Origin of the sequence: Pseudomonas sp. MYb60, from assembly GCF_002979555.1 — a bacterium.
GTDB lineage: Bacteria > Pseudomonadota > Gammaproteobacteria > Pseudomonadales > Pseudomonadaceae > Aquipseudomonas.
The window spans coordinates 61,953-79,856 of record NZ_PCOZ01000013.1; the positions used below are offsets into that span (position 1 = coordinate 61,953).

Below are 17,904 nucleotides of genomic sequence, written 5' to 3' on the forward strand. Positions count from 1 at the left end.
CCTATTTTTGTATCTGTAGAACACAAATGGAGAACCCGCGTCATGACAGTTGTGGCTCAAGCACACGCCTTTTCCAAAGACCAGTGCGTGGCCGGCCTTCGCGCCGCAGTAGGCATCCTGGAAAAATGGCAGGCCACGAGTGAACAGGCCTGCCGTATCCTGCGCATCTCCCGCAGCACCTACACCCGCGCCAGGCAGGGCGATACGGCCTGGTCGGTGAGCCTGGACGCCGACCAGATGCAACGCATCAGCTTCGTCCTCAATATCCACGCGGCCTTGCGCCTGGTTTTCGACAATCCCGACAACGTCTACGGGTTCGCGAGAATGCCCAACGACAATGACTTCTTCAACGGTCGCACGCCGTTGGACGTCATGTCACAAGGCGACATGATCTCGCTGTACGAAACCTACCGTCGAATCGATGTGCTGCGTGGAGCGCAATGGTGATGCTCGCGCACCTGGCGCAACTGCCCGGCAACACCGTGCAGGCTTATCGCGTGGTCAACTCCAAGTTCCCGCCAATCGCGCTGTTCGACGATGTCGCCGATGCCGACGAGTTTGAAATCCTCTATCAGATCCAGGCACTGACCAACCCCAGGCTGCAAAATGAAATCGGTCGACTCGAGCTGATCCCGCGCCAGGAGATTCCGTTCGGCATCACCGGTTGCGCCTATGCCACGGCGCCCTTCACCCACGTCAACCCGCAAGGCTCACGTTTCAGCGATGGCAGCTTCGGCGTGCTGTACCTGGCCGCTACGCTGGAGACCGCACTCGCGGAGGTGCATCATCACCAAGCGGCCTATTGGTCGAAGGTGCGCGGGCTCAACTATGAGCGCTTCGTGTTTCGAGGCCTGTCCTGCACCTTCTCCGACCATCGGATGAAGGACGCAACGTCGCTGCCGATGACCGACCCCGTCTATGCCCCCGACGATTACACCCACGCTCGCGCACTTGGAAAAGCCGTGAAGCACGCCGGGCATACCGGTCTTCGCTACAACTCGGTGCGTTTGCACGGCAACCACTGCTGGGCTCTGATGACCCCACGGCCTGTCACTTCGATCATCCAGACGGCGCATTACGAGATGATCTGGAACGGTCATTTATCCAGTGTGAACAGTATTCGTGAAGCGTGATTTCAACGCTTGAGGGTCAGCGCTGGGAGCTATGGCCCGACGCTGCCTCCCAGCCATGATTTGAGGGTTTCACGTCAGAACTGTTAACAGCGCAGTCACGTGTCACGCCTGAGATTCTTCTCAAAACACTCTGAATCATCTCGCTCGTTCTCCCCCTGCACCGCCCCTGCTCGTGTGACTGCCGCTGGCTTCAAGCCCTGCGAGCGCTGCCGTGTGCGCACATTTCTTGACACTTACTATAGTGATCGCTATAGAATGTCGATAAATATGTAGCGCTCGCTATAGAACGATCCTCACATGACCTGTGGGACGGCCATTCCCCCCAAGACCGGCCGAAATGAATGCTGGTGACCGCGGCAAATGAGCGGCGCACAGCAATCAACCAAACCCATCTTCACCCTCTTCAAACCAGGAGTAACACCATGAGCAACCCCACTTACGTCGACGATTACAACGCCATCGTCACGGTGCTGAACCACTACAACGAAGGTGGCAAGCACGCCAACAGCAGCCTGATGAAGCCTGCCTTCAGCGAGCAGGCAACCATCTTTGGCGTGGACGGCGACGGTCAACTGACCGGAGGCCCGATCCAGGGTCTGTTCGACATCATCGACAGTGCCTTCCGCCCGTCACCGGAAGCCAAAGGTGCCATCGTCAACGTCGACATCGTGGGCACCGCTGCCAGCGCACGTATCGATACCAATGACATCTCCGGCTTCTGCTTCACCGACTTCTTCAACCTGCTCAAGGTTGATGGAAAGTGGACCGTCATCAGCAAGATCTATCACACCCACGTTGCTCCTTGAGCAGCCCGCTGATGATGGTGTTGAGGGTGATGAAACATGGCAAAAGTTGAATACAACGCCGTTGTAGACGGCGGCGCCGAGCGCGTTTGGGAGGTACTCAAGCGCTTCGGGAACATCCGCCAGTGGCACCCGGCAATCCCCCAGAGCGTCATCGAAGACGGTCAGCCAGACGGTCTGGTTGGCTGCATCCGTCGGCTGACGTTGCAGGACGGCGCCATTTTGCGCGAGCAGTTGTTGTCGGTGGACGCGGTCAATATGCAGTTCTCCTACCGCTTCGTTGAAGCGCCACTGCCCGTCGACAACTACGTGTTGACTGTGCGCTTGATCCCGCTGACCGGCGAGCAAAAAACCGTGATTGTGTGGTCTGCGACCTTCGACACGCGCGAGCCTGATCCCGAGGGGCAATGGACCTCGACCATCGAGTCGCTGATTGTCGGTGGTCATGAAAGCCTCCAGGCTTACCTGAACCCAACCGCCGCAGCGTGAATGTGCACTGCCCCGCTCCAGCCATGGAGACGGGGTTTGATTTTTTCTGGCAGCGTTCGGCGTGCGTCGTAAATGCCGAAGCGCCAGCGCCCAGGCACGGCGTTGCGCCGGTACCTGGGCTGGGTGATTTCAACGCTTAAGACTTACCAATCCTGACGGGTCGGCGAAATGATCAGGTCGTTGACGGTGACGTTTTCAGGCTGATTCAGTGCATACACCACTGCGCGACCAATGTCGTCCGGCGAGATAGCGATTTTATTCAGCTCTTGAGCCGCTTTACGGCCTGCAGGATCGGTCACTTTATCGGCCCAACCGGTGTTGATCACACCCGGGCTGACCGTGTTGACACGGATGCCGTGCTGCACGCCCAGCTCTTTGCGCATCGACTCAGTCATGGCCTGCACGAAGAATTTGGTGGCGCTGTAGATACCCGCAGCAGGCCCGACCTGGTGACCGGCGACCGAATCCATATTCAGGATCTGGCCCGACTGCTGTTTCAGCATGAACGGCAACACCGCGGCGATACCGTGCAGGTAGCCTTTGATGTTCACGTTGATCATCTTTTCCCAATCATCGGTGGCCAGGTCGACCCAGTTGGAAAACAGCATCAAGCCGGCGTTGTTGATCAGGATATCCACCGAACCGAAAGCGTCCTGGGCGAATTGCGCGAGCGCTTTCATATCCTCAGGGTTGGTCACGTCGCAGACGCGACCTACCGCTTCACCGCCCTTGCCTTTCAACTCGCTGACGATGGCGTCCAGGCCTTGCTGGTCCAGGGCTGCTGCGACAATTCGAACGCCTTGCTCGGACAAGGCACGTGCCGATGCAGCACCCAGGCCGGACGATGCGCCAGTGATGATCGCGGTTTTATTCTGCAGATAGTTCATGGGCGTTCCTCTCGTGGGTGACTGCCCGTCTGTGCGGGCAGTTTTTGGGGTTATCGCGGATATAAGGGGATCAGTAGTTGCCGACAGGCCAGTCGGTGTAGCCCTTCGCGCCGCCGCCGTAATACGACTCGCGCGGTGCGATGGTCAGTTCGGCCCCACGACGCAAGCGCTCGACCAGGTCCGGGTTGGAGATAAACAGGCGGCCAAACGCTACGGCGTCGATCTTGCCTTGGGCGCGGCGCTCGATAGCCATGTCCAGGTCGTAGTTGTTGTTGCCGATGAAGGGCCCATTGAACTGCGCGCTCAATGCGTCCATGTCCACGCCTTCCGGCACTTCTCGCGAGGTGGCGGTCGCGCCTTCAACGAAGTGCAGGTACGCCAGGTCGAAGGCGTTCAACTGCTGGATCAGGTAGCCGTACATCGCCATCACGTTGCTGTCGGGCGGCGTGTTGCCGGCGTCAGGCGTCACCGGCGACAGGCGGATGCCGACCCGGTCGTTGCCCCAGATCTTGACGATTGCCTCGGTCACTTCCAGGGTCAGGCGCGCCCGGTTCTCGATGGAGCCGCCGTACTGGTCGGTGCGATGGTTGGTCGAGTCCCGCAGGAACTGGTCCAGCAGGTAGCTGTTGGCCGAGTGAACCTCTACCCCGTCAAAACCAGCACGCTTGGCATTCTCGGCAGCACGTTTGTACTGCTCGATGATCCCGGGGATCTCATCGGTTTCCAGCGCCCGTGGCATCGACACCGGGACGAAGCCTTTAGTGGTGTAGGTATCGCCTTCGGCCTTGATCGCGGAAGGCGCGACCGGTGCGGCACCGTCAGGTTGCAACTCGACACTGGAGAACCGCCCCACATGCCACAGCTGGCTGACGATCTTGCCGCCGGCGGCATGCACGGCGTCCGTGACCTTCTTCCAGCCCGCAACCTGCTCCTCGCTCCAGATGCCGGGGGTGGCCGCGTAACCGCGACCCTGCGCGGAAATATTGGTGGCCTCGGCGACGATCAAGCCCGCCGTGGCGCGTTGAGCGTAATACTCGGCGTGCAGCTCGTTGGGGATGCCATCTTCGGCATAGCGGCTACGGGTTACCGGCGCCATCAAAATACGGTTGGCGAGTTGCATCGCGCCCAGATTGATGGGCGTGAATAAGTCTGTACGAGTGGCGTTGTCTGTCATGATAGACCTCATTTAAATAGACCGGTCGTCTAGTGAGTTGGTAAAAAAATAGCTACGACAAAAGTCGCTTTGCCAGCGTCAGGGATGTTTCAAAGGCGTCATCGCGCTTGCCGATCTTCATCATCAGCGAAGCGCCGAGCCACACCTGGTAGAGCGATTGCGCAAGCGTCGCGCTGGGCGCTGTGGACGTGATCGAACCATCGGCAAGCCCCTGCTCAATACAGCGCTCAAGCTTTGCGTGGACGGCCTGCGTGCCTCGGTCGAGCACCAGGCGCATGCCCTCCGAGAGGTCACAGACCTCGGCGCCCAATTTGACCACCAGGCACTTGTCGGTAGGCAAATCAGAGCACTGGGTGTGCGCCCAATACTGGAAGTAACCCAGCAACCTTTGCGCGGCGGGTGCAGAGCCCATCAACAGCGTGTCGACTGTTGCGAGGTAGTCGGAAAAATACTGCTCAAGCAATGCCTGACCAAATTCTTCCTTGGATTTGAAGTAGTGGTAGAACGAACCTTTGGGCACGCTCGCAGCCGCTACCACCTCAGCCAGGCCTACGCTGGTATAGCCTTTGTGCGTCATCAACACCCTGGCGACATCAAGGATATGTTGGCGTGTTTCAGAATGCTGCTTTTTCATAATGCAGCCACTCTAATTAAAACTAGACCGGTCGTCTAGTCGATTTTAGAATAGCACCATGCTCAACGACCAACGGCGAAGGACTACAGATGACAGGGTCAAACTGAAAACTCGACATGACGCTGCGCAACCGAAAAGTTCGTTTTGTGTATCATTGGGGCAGAATTTGCTGCCAGGCATGCTCGTCTGGCGATAGGCCCCAAGGTGCTGCACTCAATGACCGACGCCACTTCAATCCCTGCCCCACGCGCAAAAGGCCGCCCGCGCGCGTTCGATCGCGATCAGGCGCTGCTGCAGGCACTGGCAGTGTTTTGGAAGCGTGGTTACGAGCCGGCGTCTGTGGCGGAATTGTGTTCCGCCATGAGCATCAGCCCTCCCAGCCTGTATGCGGCGTTTGGCAACAAAGCCAAGTTGTTCCTGGAAGCCGTTGCCTATTACGAAGCGACGTTCTGGGATGCCACGTGGGAGCGCATGGACACCGAGCCGGACATCGTGCGCGCCATCAGCGACTTCTTCCACACCTCGGCGTCGATCCTGACCAAACCCGAGGCGCCCTGTGGCTGCATGGTCGTCCTCGCGGCAGTCAACGTCTCCGACGATGCAGGTGAAGTCACCGCCACCCTCAAGGCCCTGCGACAAGAGGGCCGCGACTACTTGCAGCAGCGTCTGGACCGCGCAGTGGAACAAGGCCAGCTCAAACCGAATACCAACACCCGCCTGCTCGCCGCAGCCCTGAATACATTGCTCGAAGGCATGTCCCTGCAGGCACACGACGCTGCCAGCCGGGATGACCTGCAAGGCATCGGTGCAACAGCGGTGGCGATGCTGAGCCCTTCGCTCTCAGCTTGACGGGAACTGACCCCGGGCATATCCCCTCGGTTGCTTGACAATTTCTGTAGCGACCAATATAGAATAGTCCTCAGCGTGCACTCGCCATGAGCGTTTGCAGGTTCGCTTGCGCGGGCCATTTTTGAAACATCGCCTGATCTGGAGGCGCTATGCACTCAGTTTTTATCGTCGGTGGTTCGGGTAAGGTTGCCCGAAGCCTTGCTCGCCAACTGGCAGAACGCGGTCATCAACCCCGTTCGTTATACCGCCACGCGGAACAGGCCGAGGGGCTCAAAGCACTGGGCGCCACGCCCGTTGCCGGTAACTTGCTTGACCTCGACACAGCGGCACTGGCCCAGCTGATGGCGGGCAGTGATAGCGTGGTGTTCGCGGCCGGCGCTGGCGGCAAAGGCGGCGCGCAGATGACGGATGCCATCGACGGTCAGGGCCTGGAGTTGTCTGTGGCCGCAGCGAAGTTGGCAGGGATTCGACGCTTCATACTGGTGTCGGCGTTTCCCGAAGCATCGCGTGGCAAATCGGTTTCCGAGACATTCGAAAACTACATGGCCGTGAAAAAACGCGCTGACGTACACCTGGCCGCAACTGATCTCGACTGGGTCATCCTGCGTCCGGGCACGCTGCTGGACTCGCCAGGCACTGGCAACGTCCACGCCGGCCTGGCGATCCCCTACGGCGACGTGCCGCGCGAGGATGTCGCCGGCGCCCTGGTGCAGGTCATCGAGCAGCCCGGCGTGCGTCGCGTCATCATTGAGCTGACCCAAGGCAGCACGCCGGTCAACGAGGCCATCCGGCATTTTGCGCGCGATTGACCTCGGGCCTAAGCCAACAAACGTCGGCTCATCTCAAGCGCCGCGTCAAAAGGCTCGCGCGTTCTGTTGACCTTGACCAGCAACGAGGCGCCCAACCACATCTGGTAAAGCGCCTCAGCCAAGATTGCAGAGTCAACGGCCACACTGATGGAACCGTCCGCTTTACCTTGCTCAACACACCGAACCATACGCTCGATGATCAGGGCAGTCCCCTTCTCTAGCACACCGCGCATGTTTTCGGAGAGGTCACATACCTCTGCACCCAATTTGACCACCAGGCACTTTTGATCGGTGTGATCAAACGCCTGCGTCTCGGCCCAGTAGCGTAGATAGCTCAGCAGACGTTCAGCGCCGCAGCCCTCACTGGCCAATTGCACATCGACCCTGGTGAGGTACTGCTCAAAGTACTCTTCGAGCAGCGCTTGGCCAAACTCATCCTTGGAGCGGAAGTAGTGGTAGAACGACCCTTTCGGCACACCCGCGGCCCCGAGCAACTCGGTAAGGCCGACGGCGGTGTAGCCTTTCTGGGTCATCAGCGACCTGGCGACATCAATGATGTGCTGGCGCATGTCATGGGCGGGTTTCTTCATAATGCGGCGCATGCTATCAAAAAAAACGCTCAAGCGGCAGGCGCCGGGTGGGGGGCCTGGTGCTTGTCTACATAGGCCGGAAGCCCGTTTTACACAGGGCTTTCGCGACAAAAATATAAGTACATCTCCCAGATAAACATCATTATTATTTGAGCATGATCAAAGAACTGAAAACACTCATCGCTGTGGCGAGAGAAGGCACGTTTGCGGCCGCCGGCAGCAAAATCGGTCTCACCCAAGCCGCCGTCAGCGCCCAGATGCAACGCCTTGAGGCAGAGCTAGGGGTGGAACTGTTCGACCGTAAGGGACGCTCTGCCCAGCTCAACCCAATGGGTCGACAAGTTCTGTTGCAGGGCCAGGAACTGGTGCGCCAGTTCAAGGACCTGGGCACGACATCAGCGGGTCTTCCGGCCAATGTCTTGATGACCATTGGTGCGATTGCCTCGGTTCAGCGCTCGTTCTTGCCAGACGCCCTGGCGGAGTTTCACCAACGGTCCCCGCAGTGCAGGACGCGAGTCTTGCCTGGGTTGTCGATGGAATTGGTAAACCAGGTCGATTCGGGTGAAATCGATATGGCAGCGATCATCCGTCCACCCTTCTCTCTTCACAGCGATCTACGCTGGACGACCTTGGCCCGCGAACCGTATCGACTGATTGTTCCGGCTGATATGCCAGGCGAGGATTGGGCTGATCTGGTATCGAGCCAACCCTTTATCCGCTATGACCGCTCATCGTTTGGCGGGCGCCAGGTTGACCGGTTCTTGCGTCAAACCCATTTTTCGTTGCATGAAGTCTGCGAGCTCGACGAACTGGACGCGATCATCAAACTGGTTGGAAATGGGGTCGGTGTGGCGCTGATACCGGAAACGGCCACTCATCAAAAATGGCCGGCCGAAGTGCGTGCGATCGACCTGAAACAACGCACATTCCATCGAGACATCGGCCTGATCCATCGTGCACGCCGCAGCCTTACCGAGCCAGTTAAATTACTGGCTCAGCTGATTATCGAGCACGCCGTGAAGAGGTATTAGACGCCAAACATCGGTGAAATATCAGAGCCCCCACCCACGAAGCGAACAGCACGAGGGGGCGAATGGCGTCTGGGCCGGGGTGGCGCTCAACCCACCTTGATGACGACCTTACCGAACGCGCCCCTGGCCAGATGCTCGTAAGCCTCACGAGCCTGATCAAATGAATAAACGTGTTCGATCACCGGGCGAATCCTGTGCTCATTCAAGAACGTGTTCATGCGGTCGAATGAGGACCGGGGCGCAACGGCAATGCCCCGAATGGTGGTTTGCCGGAAGATCATTGGCATCAGGTTCAGCGACGACGTCTGGCCCGTCAGGAAGCCAATCTGTGCAATGCGCCCGCCTACCTTCGTTGCAGCAACCGATTGGTTGATCCCGTCACCCCCCGCGACGTCCAACAGCAGGTCCACCCCCTTGCCGTCGGTAAGCTTCAGTACTTCCTCAGCCCAATCAGGATGGGTGAGATAATTCACACCGGCCACTGCCCCCCTATCTTTCAACGCTGCCACATTAGCGTCCTGGCTGGAGGTGACGATTACTGTGGCGCCAAGGGCCGTCGCAATTTGTGCAGCGAAGACAGAAACACCGCCTGTGCCCTGGACCAGGACGGTTTGCCCTGCTTCGATACGGCCAAAGTCAACCAGTGCATACCAGGCGGTCAGCGCCGCAATGGGAAGCGTCGCCGCCTCTTCATCGGACATATTGTCGGGGGCAGCTACCGCGCTGTCTTCATGAATAATCATGTACTCCGCCAGGCCGCCGGGTAGTGGCGAGCCGAAGCAGAAGTCGGGCTCATCCGGCCCTGGCAGGCCGTCCAACCAGCGGGAGTAAAGGTGTGAGTTAACGCGATCCCCGACGGCAAAACGGCTGACACCCTCACCCACAGCAACGACAGTGCCTGCTGCATCACTCACCGGGATCAGCGGCTTGGGTACCCTGTGGGGCTCATAAATTCCGTCAACGATTGCCTTGTCGCGAAAGTTGAGTGATACAGCCCCGACTTTCACCAACAGTTCTCCGGGCTTGGGCACCGGCGTATCCACCTCTCCGAGCACCAGGTTGTCCAAACCGAAATCGTTCAAAAGCCATGCTTTCATTAACTGTCTCCGCCTACGTTGACTGTGAAGGGAGGGCACTCCTCCTTTGCATCGAAGACATTGTTTAGGCTTTGAGGCATGAGATAAATGCGCAGAAACCAACAGGATTGTTATCCTTGTAAGCAACAATTGCTGACTAATGCGCTATTCGGAGCGAGACTCATGGAGCTACTCCAATCAATGCAGGTCTTCGCCAAGCTGGCAGAGTTGGGGAGCTTCACTAAGGTCGCCGAGGTGATGCAGGCAGGACGTCCGCGGATCACACGGACCATTCAGGAACTGGAAGCATCGCTGGGGGTACGTCTGTTCCAGCGCACCACGCGCAGCGTAAAACTGACGGCTGAAGGCGAGCGGTTCTATGAGCGCGTCAAAGAGATTCTGGCCACCGTCGCAGACACCACTTCAATGTTCGACCGCAGCGGAGCGTCGCTGCGAGGGCGCCTTCGGATCGACATCCCAACCGCCTTTTCCCAGCACAGTTTCATGAGAAGCCTGAGGCTGTTTACAGAGGCATTTCGGGAGGTCGAGCTTGTCGTCGGGGTAACTGATCGAACGGTCGATCTTGTGGCAGAGGGCGTCGACTGCGTATTGCGCATAGGTGACCTTCCGGACTCGAGCATGGTGGCGAGAGAAATCGGCACCGCGACAATGGTCACCTGCGCGTCTGCACATTACCTCAACGTCCACGGGATACCCCTTGCCCCGCATGACCTGCCAGGCCATCAGTGCGTCAGCTTTCTCTCTGGCCAGACAAACAGGACGCTGCCGTGGCATTTTTCGCAGAATGGCCAGGATCGTCTGCATATGCCCAAGGGCGGTATCACGGTCAACGACTCCAACGCCTACGTTCAATGCGCCGTTGCAGACTTCGGCATTGTTCAAGCACCAGGAATTTCCGTTGAGACGTTCCTCGCCAGCGGACAACTGGTGCAAGTGCTGGAGGCCTATCGCCCAAAACCGCGCCTGGTGTCCGTGCTGTACCCCAGCAGAACGCATCTGGCCCCGTTGGTCGATGCGTTCGTGGATTGGCTGAAGCAACACTTTCCAGTGCTGCATCCAGAATGGTTCAACGCTCGCTAAGCTGGCGAGCGGATTGACTCGCTACCTGGCAGAAAATACGCAACAACGTCTTATTGGTTTGTGAGCCAAAAAAGAGCCCTCGACGCGGTTAACGTGGAGGGCTCTTGTGTCTCGCTGATCAAGCGTTCTGCTCACCCCCTACTGAGCGCTTTCGCTCAAGGGGCGCTTTCTCCCACTTGGCGATGACCAGGGGTGCAATTGCATTACCCAGCACATTCAAGGTGGTGGTGCCGCTGTCGATGATCCGGAAAATCCCGGCAATCAACGCGACACCTTCCAGCGGCAGCCCGGCAGATGCCAAGGTCGCCGACAGAATGATGATGGCAAACCCAGGTACACCCGCCGCGCCCTTGGACGTCAGCACCATCGTGACCACCAGCAAAATCTGCTGAGTCAGTGACAGGTCGATGCCATAGAGTTGGGCAATGAAGATCGTCGCCACACCGAGGAAGATCGAAGCACCGTCCAGGTTGAACGCATAACCCACCGGCACCACGAAGCTGACGATGCGCCGAGGCACGCCATAGGCTTCCAACTTGGTCATCAACTGCGGCATGACGGCCGCAGAGGCTGCACTGGAGAACGCCAGAATCAGCTCATCACGGAAGTACTTGATCAACTTGAAGACGTTTTCGCCGATCAGGTAGCAGATACCGCCGAGCATCACCAGAGCAAAGGTAATCAGCGCCAGGTACACCACGCCGATCAACTTGAGCAACGGCAGCAGCGAGGCAAACCCGAAGGTTGCCACCGTGGCGCCGATCATGCCGAATACACCGATCGGTGCGTAGGCCATGACAAACGAAACGACTTTGAACATGGCATCGGAGAAGCCCTGCACCACCGCAATAACCGGTGCGCTTTTTTCCCTGGGCAAGGTGTTCAACGCCATTCCCAGCAGCACGGCAAAGAACAGCACCGACAGCAACTTCGCTTCCGACATCGCGACAATCACGTTATCGGGCACGATGTTCTGCAGGATGATCAGCGCACCTTTCGACGGTTCCATATGCACGGCTGCCGCGTTGTGGGCGATACCGGTGATTTCAGTGCCTTTACCCGGCTCGAACAGGTTGGCGAAGCACAAGCCAAGCACGATGGCGAGGCTGGTGATTGCAAAGAAGTAGATCAACGACTTTGCGCCCATGCGCCCAAACGATTTGTTGTCACCGCCCCCGGCAATGCCGAGGATCATGCAGCAGAAAACAATCGGCACGACGACCATCTTCATCATCTTGATGAAGATATCTCCGAGCGGTTTAAGGATTTCGGTACTGACCCAGACTTGATTTTCCGGATGGGTATTGAAATACCAACCCACGAGCACGCCAAGCAACAGCCCGGCAACGATTTGCCAAACTAAGGGGATACGTTTCATGTCTAGCCTTTTTGTTGGACTGAAAGGGCTGCTTTAAGCAGTAGCTAGATTCATGAGCTTCCAGCTCATTGATGTGCACCTGGCGCACGCTCTGGCGTGCGCCAGGTGTTTATTATTTAGCGAAGAGCTGGCTCATATCCTTGAACGCCTTGAACTCCAGCGCGTTGCCGCACGGGTCGAACAAGAACATGGTGGCCTGTTCGCCAACCTGGCCCTGGAAGCGGATGTAGGGTTCGATCACAAACTGGGTCTCACGCGCTTTCAAACGTTCGGCCAAGGCCTCCCATTGCGCCCACTCCAGGATGATGCCGAAGTGCGGAACCGGCACGTCGTGGCCGTCCACGGGGTTACTGTGCACGCTTTCCTGCGAAGCAGTCTTGGGGTGCTCATGGATGACCAACTGATGGCCGTAGAAATCGAAGTCGACCCACTGGTTGCTGGAGCGACCTTCGGAAAGACCGAACACCTCACCGTAGAAGTGACGTGTGGCGGCCAGGTCATACACAGGGATTGCGAGGTGGAAAGGAGAAAGACTCATCAGGACTCCGATAACAATTTTTATTGGTTTGGGATGCCGGACACCGCACTCGTTGCCCGGCGATTTTTTGAACGTGGAGTCATGCTAAAGCCGCCCCACCTTAAAAAAAATCAATATAAATTTTTCACAAACACAATTTTATTTTGTTAATCGGCGATCTCTGTTTACTGCTCCCAACCCACCCTGATTGCAGCGGTAAAATGGCTGAGGTTGAGGTAAACCGAGAAGCGCCCTGACCTGTGACGCATTGCGGTTATTGCAACTCGCGACCCTTGATAGGGGCAAGCGCTGCACGAACATCGAATTCCACGAAGCACATATCACGCTGTCACTGAGATAAAATTTCAATTCCCACAGTTAAATACTTGACCTCGCGTCTCCAGCCAATTTCGTCCCCTTCCACTCCTAGCGTAGATTCAGGGCTTAAGCCCCTGGGACGGGCTCGTAAGCTGGCCGGGTCTCTATGATTGCCCACTCTCCCCCGCCAAGGCGGTCTGCTCACAGGCTCCAACCTGCGGCACCAGCTGGATATCCACACGCCGATTAGCGGTACGCCCAGCCTCGGTCCCATTGCTGGCGATGGGCTGATTGGCCGCCAAGCCCTGCACCGCAAAACAACTGTCGGCGATGTCGCCCATCTGCTGCATCCAGTCGCGCACGGCTGAGGCACGGGCGTGGGAGAGGGCCAAGTTTTGCTCCATAACTCCGGTCGCATCGGTGTGCCCGGCAATCACGATCAGCCAGCCCGGTTGGGCTTTGATGCCGACCAGGGCATTGATCAGTACTTTGGTCGAGCCTGGCTTCAGGATTGCGCTGCCGGCATCGAACAGCGACAGGCTGTCCAATCGCACGGGTTCGGGCATGAGGGGTGGAGGGGCTTGATTTGTCAGCCATGTCCGCCAACCGAGTCCCGCGAGCAAGGCGATAGTCAGCGTCCCAGCAAATAGCCACAAGACCAGACGCCGCCTGCGTGGCTCCACGTCAGGGGGCGGCAGAATAACCACGGGAGTGACAAATGTCGGCGTTATCACCCTAGCGGGCGCCAGCAGCCTTTCGCCCGATGCGTAGCTCTGTTCAAGGCGTTGGATCAGGCTGCCCACCTGGTGGCACAGAGCCTGCAATGTCAGCAGAGGATTAGCGCCCTGAGGGAGTAAACGCGCATGCAAACGCGCCAGTTCGGTGTCCAGTTGAACCAGTGCGGGCACACTGTGGACGGTCATCGCCATGCTGCGCATCAGCAGTTGCAGTTGATCGAACAACCACCCCAACAGGTCCAGGCGCACCGACGCCATCGGTGGCCACAGGCGTGCCCACTCGCGGCTCAGGGCTTCCAGCAACACCACGCCTTGGGTGATGCCCTCCAGCCCATGACGCTGACCGCGCGCCAAGGTGAAAAACAGGCGGTTTGAAGGTCGGCGCCATTGTGTTGGAACAGCACCAGGCAGCTTTGCTCCACCTTGGCCCAGTCAACATCCGGGCAGGCAGGATGGCTGAGCTTGGCCAGCTCATCGCGCAATACTGTAAATTCACTGAAGCCGCGGGGATCACCGCCGACCCGAATACGCATCTCAAACAACGCCGTCATCGGGCTTCCCTTCCGTTATAGGTTCAAGGCTTGGTCAGGTACTGCTGTCGCTTCAAGTGGCGTACCAGCACTTTTCCTTCGGGCGCCAGCGTGGTGCCAAAGCTCACGTGCTGCCCATCTTTGAGTTGCGCATCCAACGCATACTCCAGGTGCCCCGGCAGCGTCTGCGGCTGCAGTTCGATGGCGACCGCTGCCAGACGCGGTTCGTACTTGAGCAAGGTGGCGCTCATGGTGCCGATCAAGCCGTGGGCTGTGGCGGGCAGCCCCTGCAGGATCAGGCCCATGTCCGGCAGCCCGTAATCGGGCAGATGGCTGAGCGCACCGGCGCGGCTATTGAGGATGCGCTGCAGGTTGTCCAGCACCGACAGGGCATGCTGGTCCTCCTCGCTGACGCGATGCAGGTCCAACTCACCGTCAAAATTTTGCAGCAGCATTTCGTACAGTGAGGGGTTGTACTCGGTCATGGTTCAGTCCTTGGCCAAGGGCCGCAGGGTCAAGCGGTTATCCCCCAGCTCGATGACCCGCGCCCGGTCCGGGTCCAGATCATCACGGGTCAACGTCAAGCGCCAGGTGTTCAATTGGGTATCGGGGCTGCGAAACAACGCCACCACCGTGACGAACTGCGCGTCCTTGTCCATCGGTACGTTCAACTGTGCGCCCTCTTCGGGTTTCACCACCACCGAGCGTTTGTCCAACAACGCGCTCGCCAGCAGTTGATTGTCATCGCCCAGCAGCCCGTCGTAGGTTGCCTGCTCCACAGCCTTGCTGTCGCGCAATTGGTACACCCGCACCAGGGTCGGCACCGACAAGGCGCTCATGTCCGTGGCGGCGGTGTTGAGCGCCGTGCGTGCACTGAAATCCAGGTGCAGGGTTTTCACCTGCTTGTAGAAGATCGCCTTGGCGGTGGATGCCGTGCCATCCGCGACGGTCTGGGCCAGACCACACCCGCCGAGGGCCGCGAACATCACCAGACTAAAAAGGGTACGCAACATGCTGTGTTTCCCTGTTGTGGGGATTAATCGAAAGGCCTTGGTAGCGGCCTAGGTTGATCGTGAGAGTGTCGTTTTCCGCCACCTGCCAAGCATCGCTGCCCAAACCCAGCACCCCGGTCATGCCGAGCCGAATGGGTGCTTGCCCCAACACCGGTGCGGGCAGGCTGTGCAATGGCAATGACAACTGCAGTTTCGCCGTGCAGCGCCACCCGAGGTACACGCGTAGCAGCACCAGCAGATCGCTGTACAACTCGCCACCAGGCAACCATCCGCCGGCTTCCTGCGTGTCTTCGGTGTAGAGCGTCAGCCGCAGTTGGCTGTTGGCATCAAAGCCGACGCTGCCCAACGGCGTCCCCTGGGACAAACTCACTGGACGTTGGCGGGAAAGGCTGGCCGGCTGTTCCAGCGCAATTCTCAGCGGCCAATGCGGGGTCACCTGCGCCTGGGTGTTGGGGGCCAGCAAATTGACCAGCGCGGTGATGCCTTCAGCATTGCGCGTGGGCAGGCGCATCACACTGAGCAGGGCCAAAAAGCGCGAGACCGGCGTGGCGATCTGCTGGGCGGTGCCCGGAATGCCCAGGCCGATCAGGCCCAACAGGCATTGCGAGGTGGCATCGGTGCCGCCGGCTTCGAACGTCGCCGGGTAGGAGTACTTGCGCCAGATACGGTAGAACTGGGTGAATATCCGGTGGTTGAAAATATCCAGGAAGGCTTCCAACGCTTCATGCCCTTCCCGGCGCTGCGCGATGTCATCCAGAAACACCGTCGGCATCGGCGAGTCGACCCCGTACAACCCGAGCAGACGCGTGCGTATCGTCGCCGGTCGTTCCGGATGAGCGCCATCGGTTTCAATCGACTTCAACTCGCTGGCCGGAAAGCCCATGCCCGGATCGGGCCGAAAGCGCACCGCGTCATCGGCCGGGTGCGCGGTGCTGCCCAAGGGCGGGTGACCGGGCAAAGCCTGTTCCAGCAACTGGCAAAAGCGGTACAGGTTGGCCTCGGCCACTTGGTCCTGCAGAGCGTCGAGCAGACCGCCGGCTTTCAGCCGGGAATTCGCTGACTGTGGTTCTCGTTCCATCGCAGGCACTTTCCAGTAGGTTGCAGGATCAGCGTGAGCTGGGTGTACAAATGAATGTCGGCATACAAAGAGAAGAAGCGATTGAGCATCTCGCCGAACAGGCTGATGTCGCCCTCCCCTGAGAAGCCATTGGCATCCAGGGTGATTTCGATATCCACCCCGCGCAGCAGAAAGCCTTTCTCGAAACGCTGCACCAAATGATGTTTGACCTCGACAATCGCCGCCAGGCGACGGCGATTGAGTTCACTGCCGGTCCAGTCGTACAGCGCCAAGGTGCCTCGCAGCACCTCGGCATTGTCGAGCATCGGCAGGAAGTTCGAGCCGAGGTGACTGAGCACCCGCCAGTGAAAGCGGTCGCGGTTCGGCGGGTAGCACGGCAAGGTCGGCGCACACAGGTTGCGCACGCGCAAACCGGACTGGGTGGACTGCACCACCGTATCGAGCAAGGTGCTTTGCAGCGCCTTGCGCGGCAACTGGCCGTGAGTGCCGGTCAAGCGCAACGACAGGCTTTCACGCTCGCGCAGGCGGTCCTTGTCGAAGCCCTCGCCGCCCAGAATCAGCCAGGTGTCATGCAGGCCATTCGCTGCACGCTTCAGGCGTGTATGAAAGTAGCGTTCCGGGGCCTCGTCGCGCAGCATGCCGCCCTTGTGGCGAAAGCTGGTGAACGGCACATAGTCCTGGCGTTCGGCGTTCCTCGACGCAGTGACCCGGTCCACCGAATAGATCTCGGTATGGCCGTCCTGCAGGCGCATGGGACGCAGGAGATAGTCGGTTTGCAAGGGAGCCAGGGTCAGCGGGTCGGCCTCCAGCGCAAACAAATTGATTACCGGTACGGCGTGCAGGCGGATGTGTTCGCTGTTCAAGTCGAAGTTGGCCGGCCAAGGTTCACGCAACACCACTTCAAGCTCGAACCAGGCGGTACCGGGTGCAATTTTCAACTGCTCCAAGCCACACAAGGTCACGAACATGAATTTTTCACGAAAACTGAAATACTCCAACAACAGCTGGTAACCGCTGAAGGCGCTATCCCCCTTGGGCCACAGCCGGTCTTCATCGGCAAACCCCTTGGGCGCAAAATGCGCGGTCAGTGGCTGGCGTTCGGTCTGGCCGGGCCAGCGCACATACATCGCTTGCGCATTCAGGGTCAGCGCCTGATGCAACGCACTGGCCAGCGGCGCATCGGCATTCAGGTACAGCGGCAAACGGCTGAGGTCGATCAGGCTCCAGTCCGTCAACGCCCCACTGGCAAAGCGCAGGCGCAACACCGAGCGACCATCTATTTCATGACCGCGCCCCACCGATTCCAACGCCAACGGTCGCAGGGTCACGTCCTGGGTGGTGGTGTAACGGCAACGGGTGCGTTGCGGCCCAATGGGTTGCGACAGCACCTCAAAGCCCTGGGCGATCAGCTCGCTGCGCTTCATCTGCGCCAGTTCAGGCGCCAATTCGACCACCGACAGGGATGGAATGGTGCGCAAGTAATGCGGCCACAACAGGCTGACCAGCCCCTCGGTCAACTCCGGCAGGTCATCGTCGAGCTTCTCCCGCAGGCGGCCCATCAGGAATGCGAAGCCCTCGAACAGGCGCTCCACATAGGGATCCTGTGCGCCCGGTTTGTCCAGGTTGAGCTGCGCGGCCCGATCCGGGAACGCGTCCGCGAACTCCTTGCCGGCCTCGCGCAGGTAGCGCATCTCGGCATCGAAATAGCGCAGTGTCAGATTGTCCATGCTCACAGAAAGAATCCTGATGTAGGAGGG

General features: G+C 58.9%; 21 protein-coding genes. 8 read left to right on the forward strand and 13 right to left on the reverse strand.

What is annotated here, in order from left to right:
* The first annotated feature begins 42 nt into the window (after nt 1-42).
* The 4 genes from CQ041_RS20015 to CQ041_RS20030 all read left to right on the forward strand — a co-directional run bounded on the left by CQ041_RS20015 (nt 43) and on the right by CQ041_RS20030 (nt 2,425).
* Complete coding sequence (locus CQ041_RS20015) at nt 43-447, forward strand: antitoxin Xre-like helix-turn-helix domain-containing protein (RefSeq protein ID WP_105524186.1); 405 nt, start codon at nt 43-45, stop codon at nt 445-447.
* Nucleotides 441-1,133 (forward strand): RES family NAD+ phosphorylase, encoded by a 693-nt coding sequence (locus CQ041_RS20020; protein WP_105524187.1) that lies wholly within the window; start codon nt 441-443, stop codon nt 1,131-1,133. The genes CQ041_RS20015 and CQ041_RS20020 overlap by 7 nt, the downstream gene beginning before the upstream one ends.
* 422 nt (nt 1,134-1,555) lie before the next feature.
* On the forward strand, nt 1,556-1,939 hold the full coding sequence (locus CQ041_RS20025) for a nuclear transport factor 2 family protein (RefSeq protein WP_105524188.1): 384 nt from the start codon (nt 1,556-1,558) through the stop codon (nt 1,937-1,939).
* A gap of 36 nt (nt 1,940-1,975) precedes the next feature.
* Entirely contained in the window at nt 1,976-2,425 is a 450-nt protein-coding gene (locus CQ041_RS20030; protein WP_105524189.1) for an SRPBCC family protein, read from the forward strand.
* A 143-nt stretch (nt 2,426-2,568) separates the two neighbouring features.
* On the opposite strand, the gene CQ041_RS20035 is transcribed toward CQ041_RS20030, so the two are convergent.
* The 3 genes from CQ041_RS20035 to CQ041_RS20045 form a co-directional block, all read right to left on the reverse strand.
* Nucleotides 2,569-3,312: an SDR family oxidoreductase gene (locus tag CQ041_RS20035; RefSeq protein WP_105524190.1), complete on the reverse strand. Its 744-nt coding sequence runs from the start codon at nt 3,310-3,312 to the stop codon at nt 2,569-2,571.
* 70 nt (nt 3,313-3,382) lie between these two features.
* The gene (locus CQ041_RS20040) at nt 3,383-4,486 is read right to left on the reverse strand and encodes an alkene reductase (RefSeq protein ID WP_105524191.1); all 1,104 of its coding nucleotides are present in this window, start codon (nt 4,484-4,486) and stop codon (nt 3,383-3,385) included.
* A gap of 52 nt (nt 4,487-4,538) precedes the next feature.
* On the reverse strand, nt 4,539-5,120 hold the full coding sequence (locus tag CQ041_RS20045) for a TetR/AcrR family transcriptional regulator (RefSeq protein WP_105524192.1): 582 nt from the start codon (nt 5,118-5,120) through the stop codon (nt 4,539-4,541).
* 216 nt (nt 5,121-5,336) lie between these two features.
* Between CQ041_RS20045 and CQ041_RS20050 the strand changes: the two genes are divergently transcribed.
* Both CQ041_RS20050 and CQ041_RS20055 read left to right on the forward strand, forming a co-directional pair.
* Nucleotides 5,337-5,969 carry a TetR/AcrR family transcriptional regulator gene (locus CQ041_RS20050; protein WP_105524193.1) on the forward strand — a complete coding sequence of 211 codons (633 nt, stop codon included), beginning with the start codon at nt 5,337-5,339 and terminating at the stop codon, nt 5,967-5,969.
* Between the two features lie 149 nt (nt 5,970-6,118).
* Nucleotides 6,119-6,778 (forward strand): NAD(P)-binding oxidoreductase, encoded by a 660-nt coding sequence (locus tag CQ041_RS20055; protein WP_105524194.1) that lies wholly within the window; start codon nt 6,119-6,121, stop codon nt 6,776-6,778.
* An 8-nt stretch (nt 6,779-6,786) separates the two neighbouring features.
* On the opposite strand, the gene CQ041_RS20060 is transcribed toward CQ041_RS20055, so the two are convergent.
* Nucleotides 6,787-7,368 (reverse strand): TetR/AcrR family transcriptional regulator, encoded by a 582-nt coding sequence (locus CQ041_RS20060; protein ID WP_163001928.1) that lies wholly within the window; start codon nt 7,366-7,368, stop codon nt 6,787-6,789.
* 155 nt (nt 7,369-7,523) lie between these two features.
* Here CQ041_RS20060 and CQ041_RS20065 point away from each other — a divergent pair, with 155 nt between their 5' ends.
* A complete protein-coding gene (locus CQ041_RS20065; RefSeq protein ID WP_105524195.1) occupies nt 7,524-8,399 on the forward strand; it encodes a LysR family transcriptional regulator in 876 nt (291 codons plus the stop codon).
* A gap of 86 nt (nt 8,400-8,485) precedes the next feature.
* Here CQ041_RS20065 and CQ041_RS20070 read toward each other — a convergent pair whose 3' ends face one another.
* Nucleotides 8,486-9,496, reverse strand: a complete 1,011-nt coding sequence (locus CQ041_RS20070) for an NAD(P)-dependent alcohol dehydrogenase (protein WP_105524196.1) — start codon at nt 9,494-9,496, stop codon at nt 8,486-8,488.
* A gap of 180 nt (nt 9,497-9,676) precedes the next feature.
* On the opposite strand from CQ041_RS20070, the gene CQ041_RS20075 reads away from it, so the two are divergent.
* The gene (locus CQ041_RS20075) at nt 9,677-10,576 is read left to right on the forward strand and encodes a LysR family transcriptional regulator (RefSeq protein WP_105524215.1); all 900 of its coding nucleotides are present in this window, start codon (nt 9,677-9,679) and stop codon (nt 10,574-10,576) included.
* A 118-nt stretch (nt 10,577-10,694) separates the two neighbouring features.
* On the opposite strand, the gene CQ041_RS20080 is transcribed toward CQ041_RS20075, so the two are convergent.
* From CQ041_RS20080 to tssF, 8 genes are all read right to left on the reverse strand, one after another.
* A complete protein-coding gene (locus CQ041_RS20080; RefSeq protein WP_105524197.1) occupies nt 10,695-11,954 on the reverse strand; it encodes a cation:dicarboxylate symporter family transporter in 1,260 nt (419 codons plus the stop codon).
* 112 nt (nt 11,955-12,066) lie between these two features.
* Nucleotides 12,067-12,492 (reverse strand): VOC family protein, encoded by a 426-nt coding sequence (locus tag CQ041_RS20085; RefSeq protein WP_034105497.1) that lies wholly within the window; start codon nt 12,490-12,492, stop codon nt 12,067-12,069.
* Between the two features lie 461 nt (nt 12,493-12,953).
* A complete protein-coding gene (locus CQ041_RS20090; RefSeq protein ID WP_371923028.1) occupies nt 12,954-13,880 on the reverse strand; it encodes an OmpA family protein in 927 nt (308 codons plus the stop codon).
* Nucleotides 13,814-14,077: a type VI secretion system ImpA family N-terminal domain-containing protein gene (locus CQ041_RS26895; protein ID WP_308701340.1), complete on the reverse strand. Its 264-nt coding sequence runs from the start codon at nt 14,075-14,077 to the stop codon at nt 13,814-13,816. The genes CQ041_RS20090 and CQ041_RS26895 overlap by 67 nt, the downstream gene beginning before the upstream one ends.
* A gap of 23 nt (nt 14,078-14,100) precedes the next feature.
* Nucleotides 14,101-14,541 (reverse strand): type VI secretion system baseplate subunit TssE, encoded by a 441-nt coding sequence (gene tssE / locus CQ041_RS20095; protein ID WP_105524198.1) that lies wholly within the window; start codon nt 14,539-14,541, stop codon nt 14,101-14,103.
* Between the two features lie 3 nt (nt 14,542-14,544).
* Nucleotides 14,545-15,069 carry a type VI secretion system lipoprotein TssJ gene (gene tssJ / locus CQ041_RS20100; RefSeq protein WP_105524199.1) on the reverse strand — a complete coding sequence of 175 codons (525 nt, stop codon included), beginning with the start codon at nt 15,067-15,069 and terminating at the stop codon, nt 14,545-14,547.
* A complete protein-coding gene (tssG, locus tag CQ041_RS20105; protein WP_105524200.1) occupies nt 15,050-16,147 on the reverse strand; it encodes a type VI secretion system baseplate subunit TssG in 1,098 nt (365 codons plus the stop codon). Before tssG ends, tssJ begins: the two co-directional genes overlap by 20 nt.
* Nucleotides 16,111-17,880, reverse strand: coding sequence for a type VI secretion system baseplate subunit TssF (gene tssF, locus CQ041_RS20110; protein ID WP_105524201.1), 1,770 nt, complete (start codon nt 17,878-17,880; stop codon nt 16,111-16,113). The genes tssG and tssF overlap by 37 nt, the downstream gene beginning before the upstream one ends.
* Between the last annotated feature and the right edge of the window lie 24 nt (nt 17,881-17,904).